We start from the raw sequence: 18,658 nt of genomic DNA on the forward strand, positions 1-18,658 counted from the left end.
CACCGCCTTCTGCTCCTGGACGCCCGTCTCCAACGATCAAGGAAGGGTACTCCGGGAGCGGGAGGCGGTGCAGCCCCATGCCCGGGCTCCTTTCCCAACGACCATGATTCTTCCGGCCGTTCCGGCGGCGGGGACGAGCGGGAGTGAGCGGATTCATAATGGTGGGACCGCCGGGCCCGGCCCGGGCGCCCGCAGGCGGGCCTCCGCCGGGCGGCGCGACACGCCCGCCCGGCGCGGGCGACGCCCGGGAACGCGAAGTTGACCCGGGCAACCGGAAAGCACCCCTCCGCACGCGATCAGTGTGCTGATCGGACGAATCAGGCCCTGGGGCGGGCGATTTCCGGCCAGTGCGCTCCCCGCGCCCCGTGGTCACCCGGTAGGACCGGCCGAAGTCCTAGGAGGTCGCACCACTTTCGGGGAGGATTCTGGCTCAAGTGACCCCCATCAGCCGGATCAGAAGTGGAAGAGTCTTATCTATGCAGGTCTGGCCGGGACAGGCGTATCCCCTCGGTGCCACGTACGACGGCGCCGGAACCAACTTCGCGGTCTTCTCCGAGACCGCCGACCGAATCGAGCTGTGTCTGCTCCACGACGACGGCTCGGAGACCGCGGTGGAGCTGCGCGAGACCGACGCGTTCGTACGGCACGCGTACCTGCCCGGTGTGATGCCGGGCCAGCGGTACGGGTTCCGGGTCCACGGACCGTACGCGCCGGAGCGCGGACAGCGCTGCAACTCCGCGAAACTGCTGCTCGATCCGTACGCGCGGGCGGTCGCCGGCGCCGTCGACTGGGGCGAGGCGGTGTACGGCTACCACTTCGGCAGGCCGGACTCCCGCAACGACCTCGACTCGGCGCCGCACACGATGACCTCCGTCGTCGTCAACCCCTACTTCGACTGGGGCGACGACCGGCCGCCGCGTACCGACTACCACCGGACGGTGATCTACGAAGCCCATGTGAAGGGCCTGACGATGCTCCATCCGGCCCTGCCGGAGGAGCTGCGCGGTACGTACGCGGGGCTCGCCCACCCCGCCGTGATCGAGCACCTGACCGAACTGGGGGTCACAGCTCTCGAATTGATGCCCGTGCACCAGTTCGTCAACGACCACCGGCTGGTGGACTCGGGGCTGGCCAACTACTGGGGCTACAACACCATCGGCTTCTTCGCCCCGCACAACGCGTACGCCTCCTGGGGCGACCGGGGCCAGCAGGTGCTGGAGTTCAAGTCGGCGGTGCGCGCCCTGCACCAGGCGGGCATCGAGGTCATCCTGGACGTGGTCTACAACCACACGGCCGAGGGCAACCACCTGGGCCCGACGCTCTCCTTCCGGGGCCTGGACAACACCTCGTACTACCGGCTCGTGGAGAACAACCCCCGGTACTACATGGACACCACCGGCACCGGGAACTCGCTGCTGATGCGCTCGCCGCACGTGCTCCAGCTGATCATGGACTCGCTGCGGTACTGGGTGACGGAGATGCACGTCGACGGGTTCCGGTTCGACCTCGCGGCGACGCTGGCGCGCCAGTTCCACGAGGTGGACCGGCTGTCGTCGTTCTTCGACCTGGTCCAGCAGGACCCGGTGGTCAGCCAGGTCAAGCTGATCGCCGAGCCCTGGGACGTCGGCGAGGGCGGGTACCAGGTGGGCAACTTCCCGCCGCTGTGGACCGAGTGGAACGGCAAGTACCGCGACACGGTCCGCGATCTGTGGCGGGGCGAGCCGCGCACGCTCGCCGAGTTCGCGTCGCGGCTCACCGGCTCGTCGGACCTCTACCAGGACGACGGGCGGCGCCCGCTCGCCTCGGTCAACTTCGTGACCTGCCACGACGGCTTCACGCTGCGCGATCTGGTCTCGTACAACGACAAGCACAACGAGGCCAATGGCGAGGGCAACCGGGACGGCGAGAGCCACAACCGGTCCTGGAACTGCGGAGCCGAGGGCGAGACCGACGACGAGCGGATCGCGGAGCTGCGGCTGCGCCAGATGCGCAACTTCATCGCCACGCTGATGCTGTCGCAGGGCGTGCCCATGCTGAGCCACGGCGACGAGTTCGGGCGTACGCAGGACGGCAACAACAACGCGTACTGCCAGGACAACGAGGTCGCGTGGGTGCACTGGCCGGACGAGGACTCGGAGGAGGCCAGGTCGCTGCTGGAGTTCACCCGTTCCATGGTGTGGCTGCGGCGTGACCACCCGGTCTTCCGGCGGCGGCGCTTCTTCCACGGGCGGCCGGTGGAGGGCACGCACGACGAGCTGTCGGACATCAACTGGTTCACCCCGGAGGGTGAGGAGATGACCGCGCGGGACTGGCAGGCGGCGCACGCCAAGGCGCTGTCGGTGTTCCTGAACGGCAGTGCGATCTCCGAGCCGGGCCCGCGCGGGGAGCGGATCGCGGACGACTCGTTCCTGCTGATGTTCAACGCGAGCGCCGAGGACCTCGACTTCGTGGTGCCGGTCAATCACGGCCGCCAGTGGCAGGTGGTGGTGGACACGTCCCTCCCCGAGGGCGTCGAGCCGGGCCAGGGCGCGAAGGTCGCCGCGGGTGACCGTCTCACCCTGATCGGCCGCAGTCTGACGGTGCTCCGGCGCCCCGCCTAGGAGGCGGCTTCAAGGCGGGCACCATGGGCACGGGGTGTGCGCGGCGCCGTCCCCGGACGGCGCCGCGCGCACCCTTGCGACTGACTGGTCGAACAAGGAAACGAACGTGGCGTCGGGCGTAAATCGCATCACCCGATGACACAGAAGCCGCCCAAGCGGGTACGTACGTTCGCATGACGCCCAACTCGACCTATCGGCTCCAGATCCAGCCGGACTTCCCCTTCCGGGCCGCCGGGGAAGCGGTGCCGTACCTCGCGTCGCTCGGGGTCTCGCACCTGCATCTGTCACCGGTCCTGGAGGCGGTCCCCGGCTCCACCCACGGGTACGACGTCACCGACCACGCCCGGGTGCGCGAGGAGCTGGGCGGCGAGGAGGGCCTGAGGGCCCTCGCGCGCACCGCCCGGGCGCACGGCCTCGGCCTGGTGGTGGACCTCGTGCCCAACCACATGGCGGCGGCGCCGCGCCACAACCGGGCGCTGCGGGAGGTGCTGCGGGACGGCCCCTCGTCGCCGTACGCCCGCTGGTTCGACATCGACTGGGCGGCGGGCGGCGGGAAGGTGCTGCTGCCGGTGCTGGCGGGCCGGATCGGTGACGAGCTGGCGCGGATGCGCGTCGAGGGCGGGACGCTGCGCTACGGCGAGCAGGAGTTCCCGCTGCGGCCCGGTACGGAGGGGATGGCGCTGCCGGAGCTGCTGGACGCCCAGTGGTACCGGCTGGGCTGGTGGCGCCTCGCGCGTACGGAGCTGAACTACCGGCGGTTCTTCACCATCTCCGACCTCATCGGGGTGCGGGTCGAGGAGCCGGAGGTGTTCGAGGCGACCCACGCCAAGATCGTCGAGCTGGTACGGGACGGGGTGGTCGAGGGCTTGCGGATCGACCACCCGGACGGGCTCGCGGACCCCGAGGCGTACCTGAAGGAGCTGGCGCGGGCGACGGGCGGGGACTGCTGGATCGTCGTCGAGAAGATCCTCACCGGCGAGGAACGGCTGCCCGACCGGTGGCCCGTCGCGGGCACCACCGGCTACGACGCGCTGCGGCGCGTCGACGGGCTGTTCGTGGACGGGGCGGGTGCGGCGGAACTGGCCGAGCACTACCGGCGGTTCGCGAGCCCGGCCGGCGACCGGGGCGGCCACTGGGAGACGACGGCGCGCCGGGCCGCGTACAAGGTGGTGACGCACGCGCTGGCCTCGGAGGTCGCCCATCTGACCCGGACGGCCGCGGCCGTCTGCGCCGCCGGCCCGGACCTGCGCGACCACGCCCCATGGGCGCTGCGCGCCGCCGTCCGGGAACTGCTGATCCGGGTGCCGGTCTACCGTCCCTACGGGACGGGCGCGGAGGACGTCCTGACGGCGGAGGCGGCCGAGGAGGCGAAGGCGACGTTCGCCGTCCCGGAGGAGGCGGCGGCCGTGGACGTCGTCCGGGACCTGGCGCTGGGCCGGCTCGGGGACGGTCCTGAGCAGCGGGCGTTCCGTACGCGGTTCGCGCAGACCTCGTCGGCGCTGCGCGCGAAGTCCGTCGAGGACACGGCTTTTTACCGGTACACGCCGCTGATCTCGGCGAACGAGGTGGGCGGGGACCCGGGCAGGCCGGCGGTGAGCCCGGCGGAGTTCCACGCCTACTGCGAGCGGCTGGCCCGGGACTGGCCGGCCACCGGGACGGTGCTGTCCACGCACGACACCAAGTGCAGCGCGGACGTACGGGCCCGGATCGCGGTGCTGTCGGAGTGCCCGCAGCGGTGGGGGAAGCTGCTGGACGACGTGGCGAGCACGCCCGCGCCGGACGGCCAGGTGGCGTGGACGGCGTGGCAGACGGCGGTGGGCCTCGGGTACCCCCACGGGGACCGGCTGGCGCCCGCGGTGCTGAAGTCGGTGCGGGAGGCGGGGCTGCACACCAGCTGGACGGAGCCGGATCCGGCGTACGAGCAGGCGGTGCTGGACTTCGTGGAAGCGGGCCCCGCCGGTCCGGCCCTGTACACGGTCTCCCTCCTGGTCCGCGAGCTGGACCCGTACGTACGGGCGAACACGCTGGGCGCGGCGCTCCTGCACCTGACCATGCCGGGCGTTCCGGACCTGTACCAGGAGACGGAGCGGGTGTACCTGGCGCTGGTCGACCCGGACAACCGGCGGCCGTTCCAGGAGGGCCCGCCGGACGAGAAAACCGCCGTCACGCGCGCGGCGCTGCGGCTCCGGCGCCGGTACCCGGAGGTGTTCGACGCGTCGGGGACGTACGCGTCGGGGGCGTACCAGCCGCTGACGGCGAGCGGCCCGGCGGCCGGGCACTGTGTGGCGTTCTGCCGCTCCGACGAGGCGGTCACGGCGGTCACCCGGCTGTCGCTGCGGCTCGCGGAGAGCGGCGGCTGGGGCGACACGTCCCTGACGCTGCCGGAGGGGCGGTGGTTCGACGCGGTGGACGTGGGGCGCGAGTTCCACGGTGGTCAGCCGGTGCCGGTGGCGGAGCTGTTCGCGGCGCGGCCGGTGGCGCTGCTCAGCCGCCGTCCGGTCGCGGACGACTGACCGGAGGGGCCGGTCAGCGGGCGGAGAGCCGGAAGGTCATGCGCCCGAAGGCCACCATGTCACCGGCCCGGACGACGACCGAGCCGGTGACGCGCTGTCCGTTGACGGCGGTGCCGTTGGTGGAGCCGAGGTCGCGCAGCACCCACAGGCCGTCCTGAAGGCTCAGTTCGGCGTGCAGGCGGGAGACCGTCTCATGGCTGAGCCGCAGCCCGTTGGCCGGGTCCCGCCCTATGCGCAAGGGGTACGGTCCGGGCTCCGGCAGCAGCAGCTTCGGCAGCCGCTCGGCCTGCCAGGCCCGGCCCAGCCGCACCGTGAAGGCGGACATCCGTTCGACCGCACCGAACAGCCGCTTGGACCAGCGCCCTTCGGTACGCAGGTCCGCTGTGAGCGCCGCCAGCTCGTCGGGGCGGCGGGCGACCAGGGCCAGTTCCATGCGCCGCAGGAACGTGTCGTGCGACAGCTTGCCCTGCGCGGCGCCTTCCCTCAGCAGCCCCAGCGCACGGTCCCGTTCGGCGTCGGAGAGCCGAGCGGGGAAGGTGGAGGACTCGAAAGCGGACGTCACAGTCGTGATTGTCGGTCCGGCCGGGCCGGAGTGTCCAGACGGACCTCGTTGTCGGACCCCGTTGGTACGGTCTTGATACGAGGTCCGTGCGGCCAAGTGTCGTGCTTCCCGATCTCGATCTTGCCAGGATTGGGGCGTTACGACGACGAGGGGATCACCAGTGCTGTTCGAGGTGTGGGCACCGCAGGCAGAGGAACGGGTCGAGCTCCAACTGGACGGCCTGAGCCACCCGTTGGCGCGCGACCCGGAGCGGGACGGCTGGTGGGCGGCCGAGGCGGAGGCCGGTGACGGCGCGCGGTACGGGTACGCGCTGGACGGCGGGCCGCTGCTGCCCGACCCACGGTCCCGGCGCCAGCCGGACGGGCCCGACGGCCCGAGCGCGGTCGTCGACCACGCCGCGTACACCTGGCGGCACGAACCTCCGGGACGCGGCCTGCGCGGGGCCGTTCTGTACGAGATGCACGTCGGTACGTACACGCCCGAGGGCACCCTGGACGCGGCGGCCGCCCGCTTGGACCACCTGGTCGAGCTGGGCGTCACCCATGTGGAGCTGATGCCGCTGTGCCCGTTCCCGGGCAGGCACGGGTGGGGGTACGAGGGCGTGTCGCTGTGGGCCGTCCACGAGCCGTACGGCGGGCCCGAAGCGCTCAAGCGATTCGTCGACACGGCGCACGGCCTGGGCCTGGGCGTGGTGCTGGACGTGGTCCACAACCACCTGGGCCCGTCCGGCAACTACCTCCCCGCCTTCGGCCCGTACTTCACCGACACCCACCACACCCCGTGGGGCGCCGCCGTGAACCTGGACGCGCCCGGCTCGGACGAGGTCCGGGCGTTCCTGCTGGGCAGCGCGCTGGCCTGGCTGCGCGACTACCGGATCGACGGGCTGCGGCTGGACGCCGTGCACGCGCTGGCCGACACCCGCGCGCTGACGTTCCTGGAGGAGCTGTCGGCGGCCGTGGACGAGCTGGGCGCCGAACAGGGCCGGGAGCTGTTCCTGATCGCCGAGTCGGACCTGGCCGACCCGCGCACCACGACCCCCCGCGACTCCTGGGGACTCGGCCTGCACGCCCAGTGGAACGACGACTTCCACCACGCCCTCCACGCCATCCTGACCGGTGAATCCCAGGGCTATTACGGCGACTTCGCGCGTGCCCCGCTGGCCGCCCTCGCCAAGACGCTCGGCCATGTCTTCTTCCACGACGGTACGTACTCGACGTTCCGCGGCCGTACGCACGGCCGGCCGGTCGACCGTTCGACGACCCCGGCGCACCGGTTCCTGGCCTATGCCCAGACCCACGACCAGGTCGGCAACCGGGCCACCGGCGACCGGCTGTCGGCGTCCTGCTCCCCCGGGCTGCTGGCGTGCGCGGCGGCCATGGTGCTGACCGGGCCGTTCACGCCGATGCTCTTCATGGGCGAGGAGTGGGGGGCGAGCACGCCGTGGCAGTTCTTCACCGACCACACGGACCCGCGGCTGGCGGAGGCGGTGCGCAAGGGGCGGCGACGGGAGTTCGCCGCGCACGGCTGGGCGGAGGAGGACGTCCCGGACCCACAGGACCCGGCCACCCGGGACCGCTCGTGTCTGGACTGGTCCGAGCGCGACCGGCAGCCGCACGCCCGGCTGCTCGCCTGGTACCGGGAGCTGATCGCGCTGCGGGCCACCCAGCCGGACCTGACCGACCCGGACCTGGCCGCGGTGCGGGTGGCGTACGACGAGGAGGCCCGCTGGCTGGCGTACCGGCGCGGGGATCTGCGGGTCGCGGTGAACTTCGCCAAGGAGCCCGCCCGTATCCCGCTCGGCACCAGGGGGCGGGTGCTGGCGGCCTGGGAGCCGGTGGAGATGCCGAACGGGGACGGGCTGATGACCCTGCCGCCGGAGTCGTGCGTGGTGCTGGCGGATGTCTGACCGGCCCTACTCGACGACGGCGAGCTCGCGCGGAGTGCTGTTGAAGCGGCGGCCGCCACCGTCCTCGGTGACCGTGACGATGTCCTCGATACGGACGCCGAAGCGGCCCGGGAGGTAGATGCCCGGCTCGATGGAGAAGCACATGCCGGGCACGAGGGGCTGCTCCTCGCCCTCGATCATGTAGGGCGGCTCGTGCGTGGTGACGCCGATGCCGTGGCCGGTGCGGTGGATGAAGTACTCGCCGTACCCGGCCCGGTCGATCACCGCGCGGGCCGCCCGGTCGACCTCCTGGCACGCCACGCCCGCCGTGACCGCCTCGAACCCCGCCTGCTGGGCCTCCCGTACGACGTCGTGGACGCGCCGCTCCTCGGGCGTCGGCTCGCCGACGTGGACGGTACGGGTGGTGTCGGAGCCGTACCCGTGCTTGAGGCCGCCGAAGTCGAGGACGACCATGTCGCCCCGCTCGATGGTGCGGTCGCCCGCCTCATGGTGCGGGTTGGCGCCGTTGGGCCCCGATCCGACGACGGTGAAGTCCACCTGCGAGTGGCCGAAGTGCGTGAGCAGCGCGGCCAGATCGGCGGCGACGTCCGTCTCCTTCCGCCCCGCGAAACGGACCTTGAGGATCTCCCGGTACGCCTCGTCGGCGGCGGCGCCCGCCGCCTCCAGCCGGGCCAGCTCGGCCGCGTCCTTGACGGCGCGGAGCATGGGCAGGGCCTCGGTGAGCGCGGCGTACGAGGAGTCCGGCAGCTGCTTCTGGAGCCCGAGGAGGTGCATGGCCCAGGCGTTGTCGCTGACCCCGAAGCGGCCCTGGGGGTCGAGGAGCGGGGCGGTGACGGCGTACGGGTCGGTGCCGTCGGTCCAGTCGCGGAGGGTGAGGGCGGCGGCCCCGGGTGCCCGGTCGGCGTCGGGCGCTTCGAGGGTCGGCACGACGAGCACCGGGTCCCGGCCGGAGGCGAGGACGAGGAGCGTGAGGCGCTCGGTGTCGGCGGTGGGCCGGTAGCCGGTGAGGTACACCAGGTCGGGGCCGGGCGCGACGAGGAGCCCGGCGAGTCCCGCTTCGGCGGCGGCCTCGGCGGCGCGGGCCATGCGGGCGCGGTAGTCGTCGGCGGTGAAGGGGGCGGGGTCGGTGGCGGGGTCGGTGGCGGGGTTGGCTGCGGGGTTGGCTGCGGGGGCGCTGCGGCTGTCCATGACGGTCATCCTCGCCGGGTGGCGGGCCGGCCGCGAGCGGTATCCGGGGGCGACGTCAGAGCACGGACGCCGTCAGGGCGGCGGCCACGGTGGCGGCGGGGCCTGCCGGTTCGCCGCCACGGAGGAGTTCGGTGCGGTGGACGAGGCGCGGTTCGGTGAGCGGGACGGCGGTGGCGCCGGGGGCCGGCGGGACGGTCGTCGGCAGGAGGGTCAGGCCGTGACCGGCGGCCACGAGGGCGGTCAGCGTGCGGACGTCGGTGCCGTCGTAGCGCAGGGCGGGGCGGAACCCGGTGGTGCCCTGGGCGGCGCGGAGCCGGTCGAGCGGGAGGCCGGCGGCCGGGGCGTCGAGCCAGCGGGCGTCGACGAGGTCGCCGAGGCGCAGACCGGGGCGGCGGGCGAGGGGGTGGCCCGCCGGGAGGTGGACGGCGAGCGGGGCCTCGGCGACGCGCGTGGCGGTGAGCGGGGCGACGTCCGGGAGCCGCAGCGGGTCGTTGGGGGCAGCGAGGCCGTCGACGATCCCCAGGTCGGCGGCCCCGGCCGCGAGGGCGGCGGGGATGTCGTCACGGGGAAGGACGCGGAGCGTGACGCGAGTGGCGGGCAGCGCGGCGAGGGTGTCGGGGTGGACGGCGAGCGGGGCGGCGGCGAGGGTGAGTTCACCGGCCGGTTCGGCGGCCATGCGCGTGAGGTCGGCGCGGGCCGCGTCGAGGCGGAGCAGCAGGGGCCGGGCGTGCTCCAGGAGGCGCTCGCCCGCGCGGGTGGGGGCGACCGGGCGGCGGGCGAGCAGCGGAACGCCGAGGTCGCCCTCGAGGGCGGCGATGTGCTGGGAGACGGCCGACTGGGTGTAGCCCAGTGCGCGGGCGGCTCCCGAGAAGGAGGCGAGCCGGGCCACCGTCACGAACGTACGGAGCAGGTGTGGGTCCACGGTCACCAGTGTCCTGCCCGGCATAAGCGTTGCTGATCGGGGGTGCGGAAATCATCGTTGGACCTGAAGCGGCCCCGGCGGCAAGCATGGTGGGCATGACGCATCCTGTTGCCCGGATCGCCCTGGTCGGCGACCGTTCCTCCACCGTGCAGTCCCACGCCCGTGTCCCGGTGCTCCTCGACGCGCTGGCCGAGCGCGAGGGCCTCGTCCTCGACGGGTACTGGATCCCGACCGTCGACGCCGGGCAGCCGGGCGCCGTTGAGGGGTTCGACGCGGTGTGGCTGCTGCCCGGCAGCCCGTACCGCAGTGAGGAGGGCGCGCTGGCCGCGATCCGTACCGCGCGGGAGCGGGGGATCCCGTTCCTTGGCACGTGCGGCGGTTTCCAGCACGCGCTGCTGGAGTACGCGCGCGGCGTCTGCGGGCTGCACCGCGCAGCGCACGCCGAGAACGACCCGGGGGCCGCCGACGAGGACCTGGTGATCGGGCGGCTCGCGTGTTCGCTGGCCGGGCACGAGGGGGCGGTGCGGGTGACGCCCGGGTCGCTGGCCGAGTCGGTGATCGGTGCCGAGCGGCTGGTGGAGCGGTACGAGTGCTCGTACGGGCCCAGCAGCGCGCACCTGGACCTGCTGCGCGCGCACGGTCTGCGCTTCACGGGCGACGACGGCAAGGGACAGGTGCGGATCGTGGAACTGCCGGGGCACCCCTTCTTCCTGGCCACGCTGTTCCAGCCCGAGCTGGCCGGGGACGGCACGCGTGCGCACCCGGTCGTGCGGGCGCTGGCGTCGGCGGCGGTGCGGCACGCGAGCGCGGTGCGGCACCCGAGCGCGGTACCGGCCGGCTGAGCCGGGGGGCGAGCGCGGTCAGGACATGCGTACGACGAGGTCGGCGCGGCCACGGCCGGCGGTGACGAGCCGGGCGTTGGCCTCGTCGGACTCCCTGACCCAGCGCTCGGCGTACGGGCGGTCCTTGCCGAACCGGACGTGGCGCTCGACGAGCCGGTGGACACGGCGGCGATCGTCCAGTTCCAGGAACCAGACCTCGTCGAGGAGCCGGCGGACGGCCGCCCAGGGGCCGTCGTCGTGGAGGAGGTAATTGCCCTCGGTGACGACGAGCGGCACCTCGGGGCCGACCGGGATGCTGCCCGCGACCGGTTCCTCCAGGGCCCGGTCGAAGGCGGGGGCGTAGACGACCGTGCCCGGCTCGGCGGCTCGGAGGCGGGTGAGCAGCGCGGCGTACCCGGCGGCGTCGAACGTGTCGGGGGCGCCCTTGCGTTCGGTGCGGCCGAGGCGGCGCAGTTCGGCCTGGGCGAGGTGGAAGCCGTCCATGGGGACGAGGGCGGCGAGCCCGCCGAGCCGGTCGACCAGCCGCGCCGCGAGGGTGGACTTGCCCGCGCCGGGCGCTCCGGCCAGACCGAGGACGCGGCGGGTGCCGGGGACGGCGAGGCGGCGGGCACGGGCGGTGAGCTCGGCGAGCGCTTGCGAGTCCATGGGGGAATTCTGGCAGTCCGCGGGCGAGTGTCCAGGCGCCTTGTCATACGTACGACGGCCGCACCCCGCCCCGGGACGCCGGTAGCCGGCCTGGGTCAGCGCCCCTTGGCGCGGGGCGTGGTGAGGGCGTCGAGCAGGCCGGGGAACGCCTCGTCCATCTCGGCACGGCGGAGGGCGTTCATCCGCGAGGTGCCGACGTAGTACTGCCGGATGAGGCCCGCCTCGCGCAGCACCTTGAAGTGGTGGGTGGCGGTCGACTTGCTGACCGAGATGTCGAAGGCCCCGCAGGCGATGTCCTCCCCGGCCGCGTCGAGCTGCGTGACGATGCTCCGGCGTACCGGATCGACGAGGGCCTCCAGCACCTGCCGGAGGTCGAGTTGCGACACGTCGGGGTGGGGCGGTGTACGCAGAAGCGCTGGTCCGGCGGCAGGGGCGCCGCGTACGTCTTCGACGCCGTCGCCGGACCGGCCGTCATGGAACTGGCCCGAGCCGTGGCCGCCGACGGGACGTTGTTCTTGTGGCGCGCGCAGAGTGGGCAGCCGACGCCCTGTCCGGGGTTCGACCTGGGCACGCCCGCGCTGAACATGCACGTACACGATGCTGGAGATCGCAGGGACCCCCGGCGGCTGCGCCGTGCCGCGGCGTTCGCCACCTCCGGCCTGCGCGGCGGGTCTCTTCGACCGGTGGTCGACCGGCTGTTTCCGCTGGAGGACACCGTGCGGGCCCACCAGCGCATGGAGTGCAGCACCCGGTTCGGCAAGATCGTCGTCACAGTCGCGCACTGAGCGTGATCGGTTGATCATGGCGAGCAGCGGTGCGTGCGATGGCCGCGGCCTCGGTGGCGATGCCGTTTCCCGGGAGCGTGAAGGGCTACTCGGTTCGGCATGGATCGGTCACCGGCCTGCCGGTGGTCGCCCCCGGCGGCGCGCTGGGCGGTCGCCTCACCCGGCCGACGCGAGGACCGGCCGTGACGCCGCGTGAACGGGATAGGAGCGATCATGATGGTCGGCAAAGCGGTAGCGGGATCGCACAGGCGTACGTCCATGGCGCCCGAGGTGCGGCGGGTACTCAGGGACGGGCAGCGCGACGAGCTCATCAGCCTGCTCATGGCGCTGACGGCGGTCGCGCTGTTCGTCGCACCGTGGGTGGTGGGTTATCCCACCTCGGCGAAGGACGCCCACCGCAACGAGCTGGGGGTGGGGATGCTGGTGCTGTTCCTGGCCATGGCACGGTTCAAGTGGCATCTCGGGGCGTGGTCCGACCTCACGGTCCTGGCCGCGGGCGGCTGGCTGGTCGCCTCACCGTGGCTCCTGGGGCTGCGGAACACGGAGGTCTTCACCGACGGGGCGCACGTCTTCGACGTGGCCGCGGGCAGCGTCCTGGTGGTGCTGGCGGTCGCCTCACTGCTGCTGTACCGCGCGACACGGCGTACGGAGAACGCGGGAGAGCGGCAGCCGGAGCGCTGACCGGCGGCGGCCCGCGGCGAAGACCGGTCCGTCGCGGGGGCCGGGTGGGCGTCCTCGGCGGCGCCGGCATCTGAATGCTGAAGAGACTTGCCGCGCATTGACGCGCTCTGCCGCGCCCTCCCTCACCCGTCCGGCCCCCCACCGCCGGTCACAAAGCAAACTCCTCCAGCGAAACGGCCGAGTCGCCGAGCCACCTCCCGGCGTTGTCCGTAGCGTTTGGGAGGGTCGCGCGATCGGTATCGCCGCGCGTCCTTCCGCGTCCTTCCGCGCCCTGCTCGCACGCCGCATTCCTGGGGATTCGTATGGTCACATCGACTGAGCCGTCCACCCTCGTTCCCCAGCCGGGTCGAAGCTGGGGAAGCGTGGCGGTTTCCTGGATGACCACGACGGACCACAAGAAAATCGGGCACCTGTACCTGATCACGTCGTTCGCGTTCTTCCTCTTCGGCGGCCTGCTGGCCCTGATGCTCCGGGCGGAGCTGGCCCGGCCGGGAATTCAGCTGATTTCGAACGAGCAGTACAACCAGACGTTCACGCTGCACGGCACGATCATGCTGCTGCTGTTCGCCACCCCGACTTTCGCCGGGTTCGCCAACGCGATCATGCCGCTGCAGATCGGCTCACCGGATGTCGCTTTCCCACGGCTGAACATGCTCTCGTACTGGCTGTTCCTCTTCGGCGGCCTCATCGTCATGGGCGGCCTGCTGACGCCCCAGGGCACCGCCGACTTCGGCTGGACGGCCTACACGCCTCTCAGCGGCGGTGAGCGTACGCCCTATGTCGGCGGGGACATGTGGATCATGGGGCTGGCCCTCTCCGGCTTCGGCACCATCCTGGGCGCGGTGAACTTCATGACCACGATCGTCTGTATGCGCGCGCCCGGCATGACGATGTTCCGCATGCCCGTCTTCACCTGGAACGTGCTGCTGACCTCGGTGCTGGTGCTCCTCGCGTTCCCGGTCCTCGCCGCGGCGCTCCTCGTACTGGAGGCCGACCGCCGCTTCGGGGCCCAGGTGTTCGCGCCGGAGAACGGCGGGGCGCTGCTGTGGCAGCACCTCTTCTGGTTCTTCGGCCATCCCGAGGTGTACATCCTGGCGCTGCCGTTCTTCGGCGTGGTGACCGAGATCCTCCCCGTCTTCTCCCGTAAACCGCTCTTCGGCTACATCGGGCTGGTGGGCGCGACCATCGCCATCACCGGCCTGTCGGTGACGGTATGGGCGCACCACATGTTCGTCACGGGCGGCGTCCTGCTGCCGTTCTTCGCCTTCATGACCTTCCTGATCGCCGTACCGACCGGTGTGAAGTTCTTCAACTGGATCGGCACCATGTGGAAGGGCTCCATCACCTTCGAAACACCGATGCTGTGGGCGGTCGGATTCCTCGTCACCTTCCTCTTCGGCGGGCTGACCGGTGTCATCCTGGGCTCACCACCGCTGGATTTCCACGTCAGTGACACCTACTTCGTGATCGCCCACTTCCACTACGTCCTGTTCGGGACGATCGTCTTCGCGATGTTCGCCGGATTCCACTTCTGGTGGCCCAAGATGACCGGCACCATGCTCGACGAACGCCTCGGCAAAATCCACTTCTGGACCCTGTTCGCCGGATTCCACCTGACCTTCCTCGTCCAGCACTGGCTGGGCGCGGAAGGCATGCCGCGCCGGTACGCCGACTACCTCGAGGCCGACGGATTCACCGCGCTCAACACCCTGTCGTCGATCGGCTCGTTCCTCCTCGGCCTTTCCACACTGCCGTTCCTCTACAACGTCTGGAAGACCGCCAAGGTCGGGAAGCGGATCGACGTCGACGATCCGTGGGGCTACGGGCGCTCCCTCGAGTGGGCCACGTCGTGCCCGCCGCCACGGCACAACTTCCTCGAAATGCCGCAGATCCGCTCCGAGTCCCCCGCCTTCGACCTGCACCACCCGGCGATCAGCGCCTACGACCAGGCCGTGAGCGCCGGCCGCCGGGACGTCGTCGAACCGGGCAAGGGTGCGGCCCCGATGCCCGGAGGCAGGGACGACACCTGATGGAGGCACCCTTTCCCACCGAGCGGGAGACCGCGGCCGGGATCAACCGCATCGAGGGCTACCTGCTCTGCCAGGCGGAGCTGCGCAGGGCCCGCATCGAAGGTGAGGCTTTCGCCAGCCGCATGCCCTGGCTGACCCGAGCCCAGCACGAAGAGGTGGCGCACCTCTACGCCCAGGACCGGATCGAGCTTTCCCAGAAGGTCCTGCGCGCGATCGCCGACCGCTGCGTCGAACTGCAGGAGCAGTACACGGCCCGGTACGAGTCCCTCCGCCAACGGCTGGTCTGCCTGAGCGTCGCCGCCCTGGCGACCTCGGCCTGCCTGTACGCGGGCGCCTGGCTCGCCTTCCGGTGAAGCGCCCGTGGTGACGGGGGGCCACGCCCGTGAAGGAGGCGAGGGCCGCCACGACGTGTCCGTGCACGGCGAGCGCACCGGAACAGCCCTGTCAGGCAAAGCGGTTGGGCCACCGTGGTGGATCTGCGGGAGACTGGGTCCGGCAGGTTCGGCAGCGTTCGACGGGGGCGAGGGACCATGGTCGTATCCCGCTGGGGACAGTACCGTCCCCTAGGGGGCCCGAGTGTGCTCGGTTGCTTCCCGTGGACGGTCCTCGCGGTCGTGATCGCCCTCGCCTCCGGGCTGGTGTTTCTCAGCCGCAGCAGCGACGAACCCCGTAGCCAGGAGACCTACGCCGAGGAGATCGGCCAGGCCCGCCGGCAGCTCTTCACGGGCCGGCTCATCCACACGGACGCGAGATCGCTCGGGCTTGTGGCGGGTGCGGAGCCGCGCCCGTTCAGAGTCGAGGTCATGGGCAGTTGGGGCCGCGCCGGCAGGCCGGGTGAAACCCAGTCCCCGGTGAGCGCGGGCGCGCAGATCGGGGCGAAGCTGCACTGCTCAGGGGCGGGAGTGACGTGCACGCCGCTGTCGTCCGAGCGCCAGAACGTCCTGTCCAGGAACGACCGGGCGACCTGGGTGTGGGACGTGAGCGCGCAGCGTGCCGGGAAGGTCGGCATCGCCCTCACCGTGACCGCGTACATGGGTGAGGGCGACACGGTGCTGGTCGAGAAGCCGCCTGTGACGTCGCGCGTCGACGTGGCGGCGCCGCCCGGCGACCACGGCCCGCTCTCCTGGGCCAAAGGCCTGTGGCGGTGGCTGAACGGTGTGGCCACGAGCCTGGGCGGACTCGCCTTGTCCGTGAGCGCCGTCATCGCCCTGGTCCTCACGGTGATCCGCTGGAGGTCCCCGGCTGCCGACGCCGACCGGGTGGGCACCACCGAGGGCGTACGCGGCGCCGGCCGGCGGATCCGGGAACGGCCGGTGCGGCACAGCCGTTCCGTACTCGGCCGCCGCACGCGACTGGCCGTGGTAAGACGTCGGAGATCCCGTGACACGAGATGAACTGATGAGCACGCTGTCCGCGCTGCGCCGGGCACAGACGGGCGGGCGGCGGGCGCCGCACAAGCCGCTGCTCGTGCTCTGGCTCCTGGGCCGGTTCGCCGCCTCGGGCAGCACCGCGGTGGCGTACGAGGAAGCGGAAGAGCCCGTCAGCAGGCTGATCAACGACTTCGGCCCTGCGGTGACGAGCCGTACCCGGGCGCGCGAGCGCGCCGCGATGCCCTTCGTCCATCTGGAGCGCGAGCTGTGGGACCCGCGCGACATGGCGGGATGCCCCATCGGCCCCGACGCCCCCGAGCGGGGCACCTGGCTGCGGGCCCGGGGCGCCCACGGGCGCCTTCGCCCCGAGGTGGAGACGCTGCTCACCGACCCGGTCACGCTCGCGGACGCGGCCCGCCTTCTGCTGGAGCAGCATTTCACCGCGGTGCTCGAGGCGCCCATCTGCGACGCCGCCGGGCTGGACCTGACCGCCCTCGACGAGGCGGCGTACTCGCCGGCGCGGCGCAAGCGGCGCGCACGGCGTGCCGGGTTCGCGGAGGAAGTGCTGCAGGCGTACGCGTACGCCTGTGCCTTCTGCGGGTTCGACGGGGCACTGGGCAGGAATCCCGTGGGGCTGGAGGCCGCACACGTGCGCTGGCACAGTCAGGACGGCCCGGACGAGGTGGACAACGGACTGGCCCTGTGCTCCCTCCACCACACCCTCTTCGACCTCGGAGTGCTGGGACTCCTGCCCGATCTGCGTATCCAGGTCTCCCAGTTGTACGTCGCCCGAAGCCGGTCGGGACGGGCCGTCGACGCCCTCCACGGGCAGCAGGCCTCACCGCCCAGGCCCGGACGGCCCACCATCGACCCGCAGTTCGTCCTCTGGCACGGCCGACAGGTCTTCAAACGCCCTGGGGCCCGCGTGCCGTAGCCTCCACCGGGATCGCACGAGCGTCCTGCCGGCTGGGAGCCGGTCGTCCCCGGTGCAGGGCCCCTCACGAGCGATCCGCCCCGCGCACTACCGTGTCCGCATGCCATCACAGCCACCACCCAGCGCCACTCCTGTCCCACCGGGCACTCCCCCGGCCTCCGCCCCGGCCCCACATCGCCGTACCGGCAGGGTCATCGCGGCACTGCTGCTCGGGCTCGTACTCGGAGGCGGTGGTGTGGGGGCCGCCTGGGCACTGAACGACGAGAGTGACTCGCCTGCCGCGGGAGCCGGGCCGGCAGCGGACGCCCGCGCCGCGTGCCAGGCGCTCGACGGGTTCGACGAGTCGAAGTACGTCACGAAGGGGCCGGATGGCGACATCGCCATCAACCGCTATGCCGCGGCGGGGGCGCTTTCCGCAGCGGCGGCCGCGGGGGACGCCACGTACAAGCCGCTCGCGCAGGCAATACGCCGGTCGCAGGACCTCCATGCCCAGGTCTTCGACTTCAATGAGGAAGTGAAGAGCCACCTGCGCGAGGCCCGCGGGATCTGCGAGGACCTGTAACGCCCGTTGAGCCCGCGTCACAGCTCCTGGGCGGGCCAGTCCAGCAGCCGGGCTGCGGCGACCGCGGTCCGGAACGCGCAGCCGGTGTCGAAGTACGCGGTGGGACGCAGCCCGATGCCGGTCTCCGCGGCCCGCTCTCCCTGTTCCCGCGGTTGTTCCAGCTCGTCCCGCGTCAGCTTCCGGCCGCTGGCGCGGGCACCGGTCAGGATCCGGGCGTACCCCGTCAGATGCTGCTCGACCGTGTCCGGCTCCGCCATGGCTCCTCCCCTTTCCTGATACGCCGTTGTCGCCTTCTTGACGTGTGGACGCCGAGGGTGGCACGCGAGGGGCGAGGGGCCGCCACCGGCATCAACGAAGCGTGAAGATTGCCGGTGGACGGCAATGCGAACAGGCGTGTTGCCCTGCCAGCATGGCCAGGCCGGGGCCGGTGCACGGATTCGATGCCGTAGCCCGGAAACCACCGTGCCATGCCGACGATGACGCAAGGGGGCGCACCATGGCCGAGTTCCTGCGGGCCACCACCACGTTCCCCACCGTGTTGTTCACCGCCGCCCTGGTGGTGGTCATCGGTTTCTGGCTGCTGGTGCTGGCCGGGGTGGCCGGAACGGACGGTTTCGACGCGGACCTGGACGCCGACGCGCTGCACCTGGGTGGTGTCCCCGTCTCGGTGTCCATCTCCCTGCTGGCCGTCCTGTCCTGGTTCTTCAGCCTCTCCGGATCCGTCCTCCTCACCGGTACGGGATGGCCCGGCTCCCTGCTCGCTCTGCTGGGCGCTGCCTTGCCGTTCGCCTCGCTGCTCGGCTCCTGGTGGCTGACGCGCGTGGTCGTACGCCCGCTGGCCAAGCTCTTCCCCGATGAACCCGGGCCGTCCCGGCAGGAGTTCGTCGGCCTGACCTGCACGATCCGCACCGGGCGGGTCGACGCGGAGTTCGGCCAGGCGGAGGTCGCCGCCCGGGACGGTTCCACCGCCGTCGTACAGGTCCGCCAGAACGACGGCAGCCGGCTGGAACTCGGCAGCACCGGACTGCTGTACGCGTACGACGACGCCGGCGAGTTCTTCTGGGTCGCGCCCTTCGACAAGGCGCTCGACCCCCGCGGCTGACCCGCCGCTCCTCCCA

Annotated in this window: 18 protein-coding genes; 12 read left to right on the forward strand and 6 right to left on the reverse strand. The window is 72.1% G+C overall.

The features are described 5' to 3' along the window. Positions 1-476 precede the first annotated feature (476 nt). Together glgX and treY are read left to right on the forward strand one after the other, a co-directional pair. A complete protein-coding gene (glgX, locus tag AMK26_RS15170; RefSeq protein WP_073755149.1) occupies positions 477-2,600 on the forward strand; it encodes a glycogen debranching protein GlgX in 2,124 nt (707 codons plus the stop codon). A gap of 173 nt (positions 2,601-2,773) precedes the next feature. Further along, a complete protein-coding gene (treY, locus tag AMK26_RS15175; RefSeq protein ID WP_073755150.1) occupies positions 2,774-5,113 on the forward strand; it encodes a malto-oligosyltrehalose synthase in 2,340 nt (779 codons plus the stop codon). A 13-nt stretch (positions 5,114-5,126) separates the two neighbouring features. Here treY and AMK26_RS15180 read toward each other — a convergent pair whose 3' ends face one another. Next, a complete protein-coding gene (locus AMK26_RS15180) occupies positions 5,127-5,675 on the reverse strand; it encodes a DUF1707 and FHA domain-containing protein (protein ID WP_073755151.1) in 549 nt (182 codons plus the stop codon). Positions 5,676-5,835: 160 nt separating this feature from the next. Here AMK26_RS15180 and treZ point away from each other — a divergent pair, with 160 nt between their 5' ends. Next, on the forward strand, positions 5,836-7,581 hold the full coding sequence (treZ, locus tag AMK26_RS15185) for a malto-oligosyltrehalose trehalohydrolase (RefSeq protein WP_073755152.1): 1,746 nt from the start codon (positions 5,836-5,838) through the stop codon (positions 7,579-7,581). Positions 7,582-7,587: 6 nt separating this feature from the next. Here treZ and AMK26_RS15190 read toward each other — a convergent pair whose 3' ends face one another. Both AMK26_RS15190 and AMK26_RS15195 read right to left on the reverse strand, forming a co-directional pair. After that, a complete protein-coding gene (locus AMK26_RS15190) occupies positions 7,588-8,667 on the reverse strand; it encodes an aminopeptidase P family protein (RefSeq protein ID WP_241837940.1) in 1,080 nt (359 codons plus the stop codon). Positions 8,668-8,824: 157 nt separating this feature from the next. Then, positions 8,825-9,691, reverse strand: a complete 867-nt coding sequence (locus tag AMK26_RS15195; protein WP_073755521.1) for a LysR family transcriptional regulator — start codon at positions 9,689-9,691, stop codon at positions 8,825-8,827. A 95-nt stretch (positions 9,692-9,786) separates the two neighbouring features. Between AMK26_RS15195 and AMK26_RS15200 the strand changes: the two genes are divergently transcribed. After that, the gene (locus AMK26_RS15200) at positions 9,787-10,533 is read left to right on the forward strand and encodes a CTP synthase C-terminal region-related (seleno)protein (protein WP_073755522.1); all 747 of its coding nucleotides are present in this window, start codon (positions 9,787-9,789) and stop codon (positions 10,531-10,533) included. Between the two features lie 18 nt (positions 10,534-10,551). On the opposite strand, the gene AMK26_RS15205 is transcribed toward AMK26_RS15200, so the two are convergent. Then, positions 10,552-11,178: a nucleoside/nucleotide kinase family protein gene (locus tag AMK26_RS15205; protein ID WP_073755153.1), complete on the reverse strand. Its 627-nt coding sequence runs from the start codon at positions 11,176-11,178 to the stop codon at positions 10,552-10,554. 95 nt (positions 11,179-11,273) lie between these two features. Then, on the reverse strand, positions 11,274-11,564 hold the full coding sequence (locus tag AMK26_RS15210) for an ArsR/SmtB family transcription factor (RefSeq protein ID WP_079277594.1): 291 nt from the start codon (positions 11,562-11,564) through the stop codon (positions 11,274-11,276). Between AMK26_RS15210 and AMK26_RS15215 the strand changes: the two genes are divergently transcribed. The 7 genes from AMK26_RS15215 to AMK26_RS15245 all read left to right on the forward strand — a co-directional run bounded on the left by AMK26_RS15215 (position 11,556) and on the right by AMK26_RS15245 (position 17,540). Beyond that, the gene (locus tag AMK26_RS15215; protein ID WP_241837904.1) at positions 11,556-11,963 is read left to right on the forward strand and encodes a zinc-binding dehydrogenase; all 408 of its coding nucleotides are present in this window, start codon (positions 11,556-11,558) and stop codon (positions 11,961-11,963) included. The genes AMK26_RS15210 and AMK26_RS15215 overlap by 9 nt on opposite strands. 213 nt (positions 11,964-12,176) lie before the next feature. Next, positions 12,177-12,644, forward strand: coding sequence for an SPW repeat domain-containing protein (locus AMK26_RS15220; RefSeq protein ID WP_079277595.1), 468 nt, complete (start codon positions 12,177-12,179; stop codon positions 12,642-12,644). Positions 12,645-12,946: 302 nt separating this feature from the next. After that, entirely contained in the window at positions 12,947-14,674 is a 1,728-nt protein-coding gene (gene ctaD, locus AMK26_RS15225) for an aa3-type cytochrome oxidase subunit I (protein ID WP_073755155.1), read from the forward strand. Continuing rightward, the gene (locus AMK26_RS15230; protein ID WP_073755156.1) at positions 14,674-15,027 is read left to right on the forward strand and encodes a hypothetical protein; all 354 of its coding nucleotides are present in this window, start codon (positions 14,674-14,676) and stop codon (positions 15,025-15,027) included. The genes ctaD and AMK26_RS15230 overlap by 1 nt, the downstream gene beginning before the upstream one ends. Positions 15,028-15,252: 225 nt before the next feature. Beyond that, entirely contained in the window at positions 15,253-16,068 is an 816-nt protein-coding gene (locus AMK26_RS15235; RefSeq protein ID WP_073755157.1) for a hypothetical protein, read from the forward strand. Further along, positions 16,055-16,978 (forward strand): phosphorothioated DNA-binding restriction endonuclease, encoded by a 924-nt coding sequence (locus tag AMK26_RS15240; protein WP_443333161.1) that lies wholly within the window; start codon positions 16,055-16,057, stop codon positions 16,976-16,978. The genes AMK26_RS15235 and AMK26_RS15240 overlap by 14 nt, the downstream gene beginning before the upstream one ends. A 100-nt stretch (positions 16,979-17,078) precedes the next feature. Beyond that, on the forward strand, positions 17,079-17,540 hold the full coding sequence (locus AMK26_RS15245; RefSeq protein ID WP_241837905.1) for a hypothetical protein: 462 nt from the start codon (positions 17,079-17,081) through the stop codon (positions 17,538-17,540). Positions 17,541-17,557: 17 nt separating this feature from the next. Here AMK26_RS15245 and AMK26_RS15250 read toward each other — a convergent pair whose 3' ends face one another. After that, the gene (locus AMK26_RS15250) at positions 17,558-17,797 is read right to left on the reverse strand and encodes a hypothetical protein (RefSeq protein ID WP_073755159.1); all 240 of its coding nucleotides are present in this window, start codon (positions 17,795-17,797) and stop codon (positions 17,558-17,560) included. A gap of 239 nt (positions 17,798-18,036) precedes the next feature. Here AMK26_RS15250 and AMK26_RS15255 point away from each other — a divergent pair, with 239 nt between their 5' ends. Further along, positions 18,037-18,642: a hypothetical protein gene (locus AMK26_RS15255; RefSeq protein WP_073755160.1), complete on the forward strand. Its 606-nt coding sequence runs from the start codon at positions 18,037-18,039 to the stop codon at positions 18,640-18,642. Positions 18,643-18,658: the final 16 nt, after the last annotated feature.

The organism is Streptomyces sp. CB03234 (genome assembly GCF_001905885.1).
Lineage (GTDB): Bacteria > Actinomycetota > Actinomycetes > Streptomycetales > Streptomycetaceae > Streptomyces.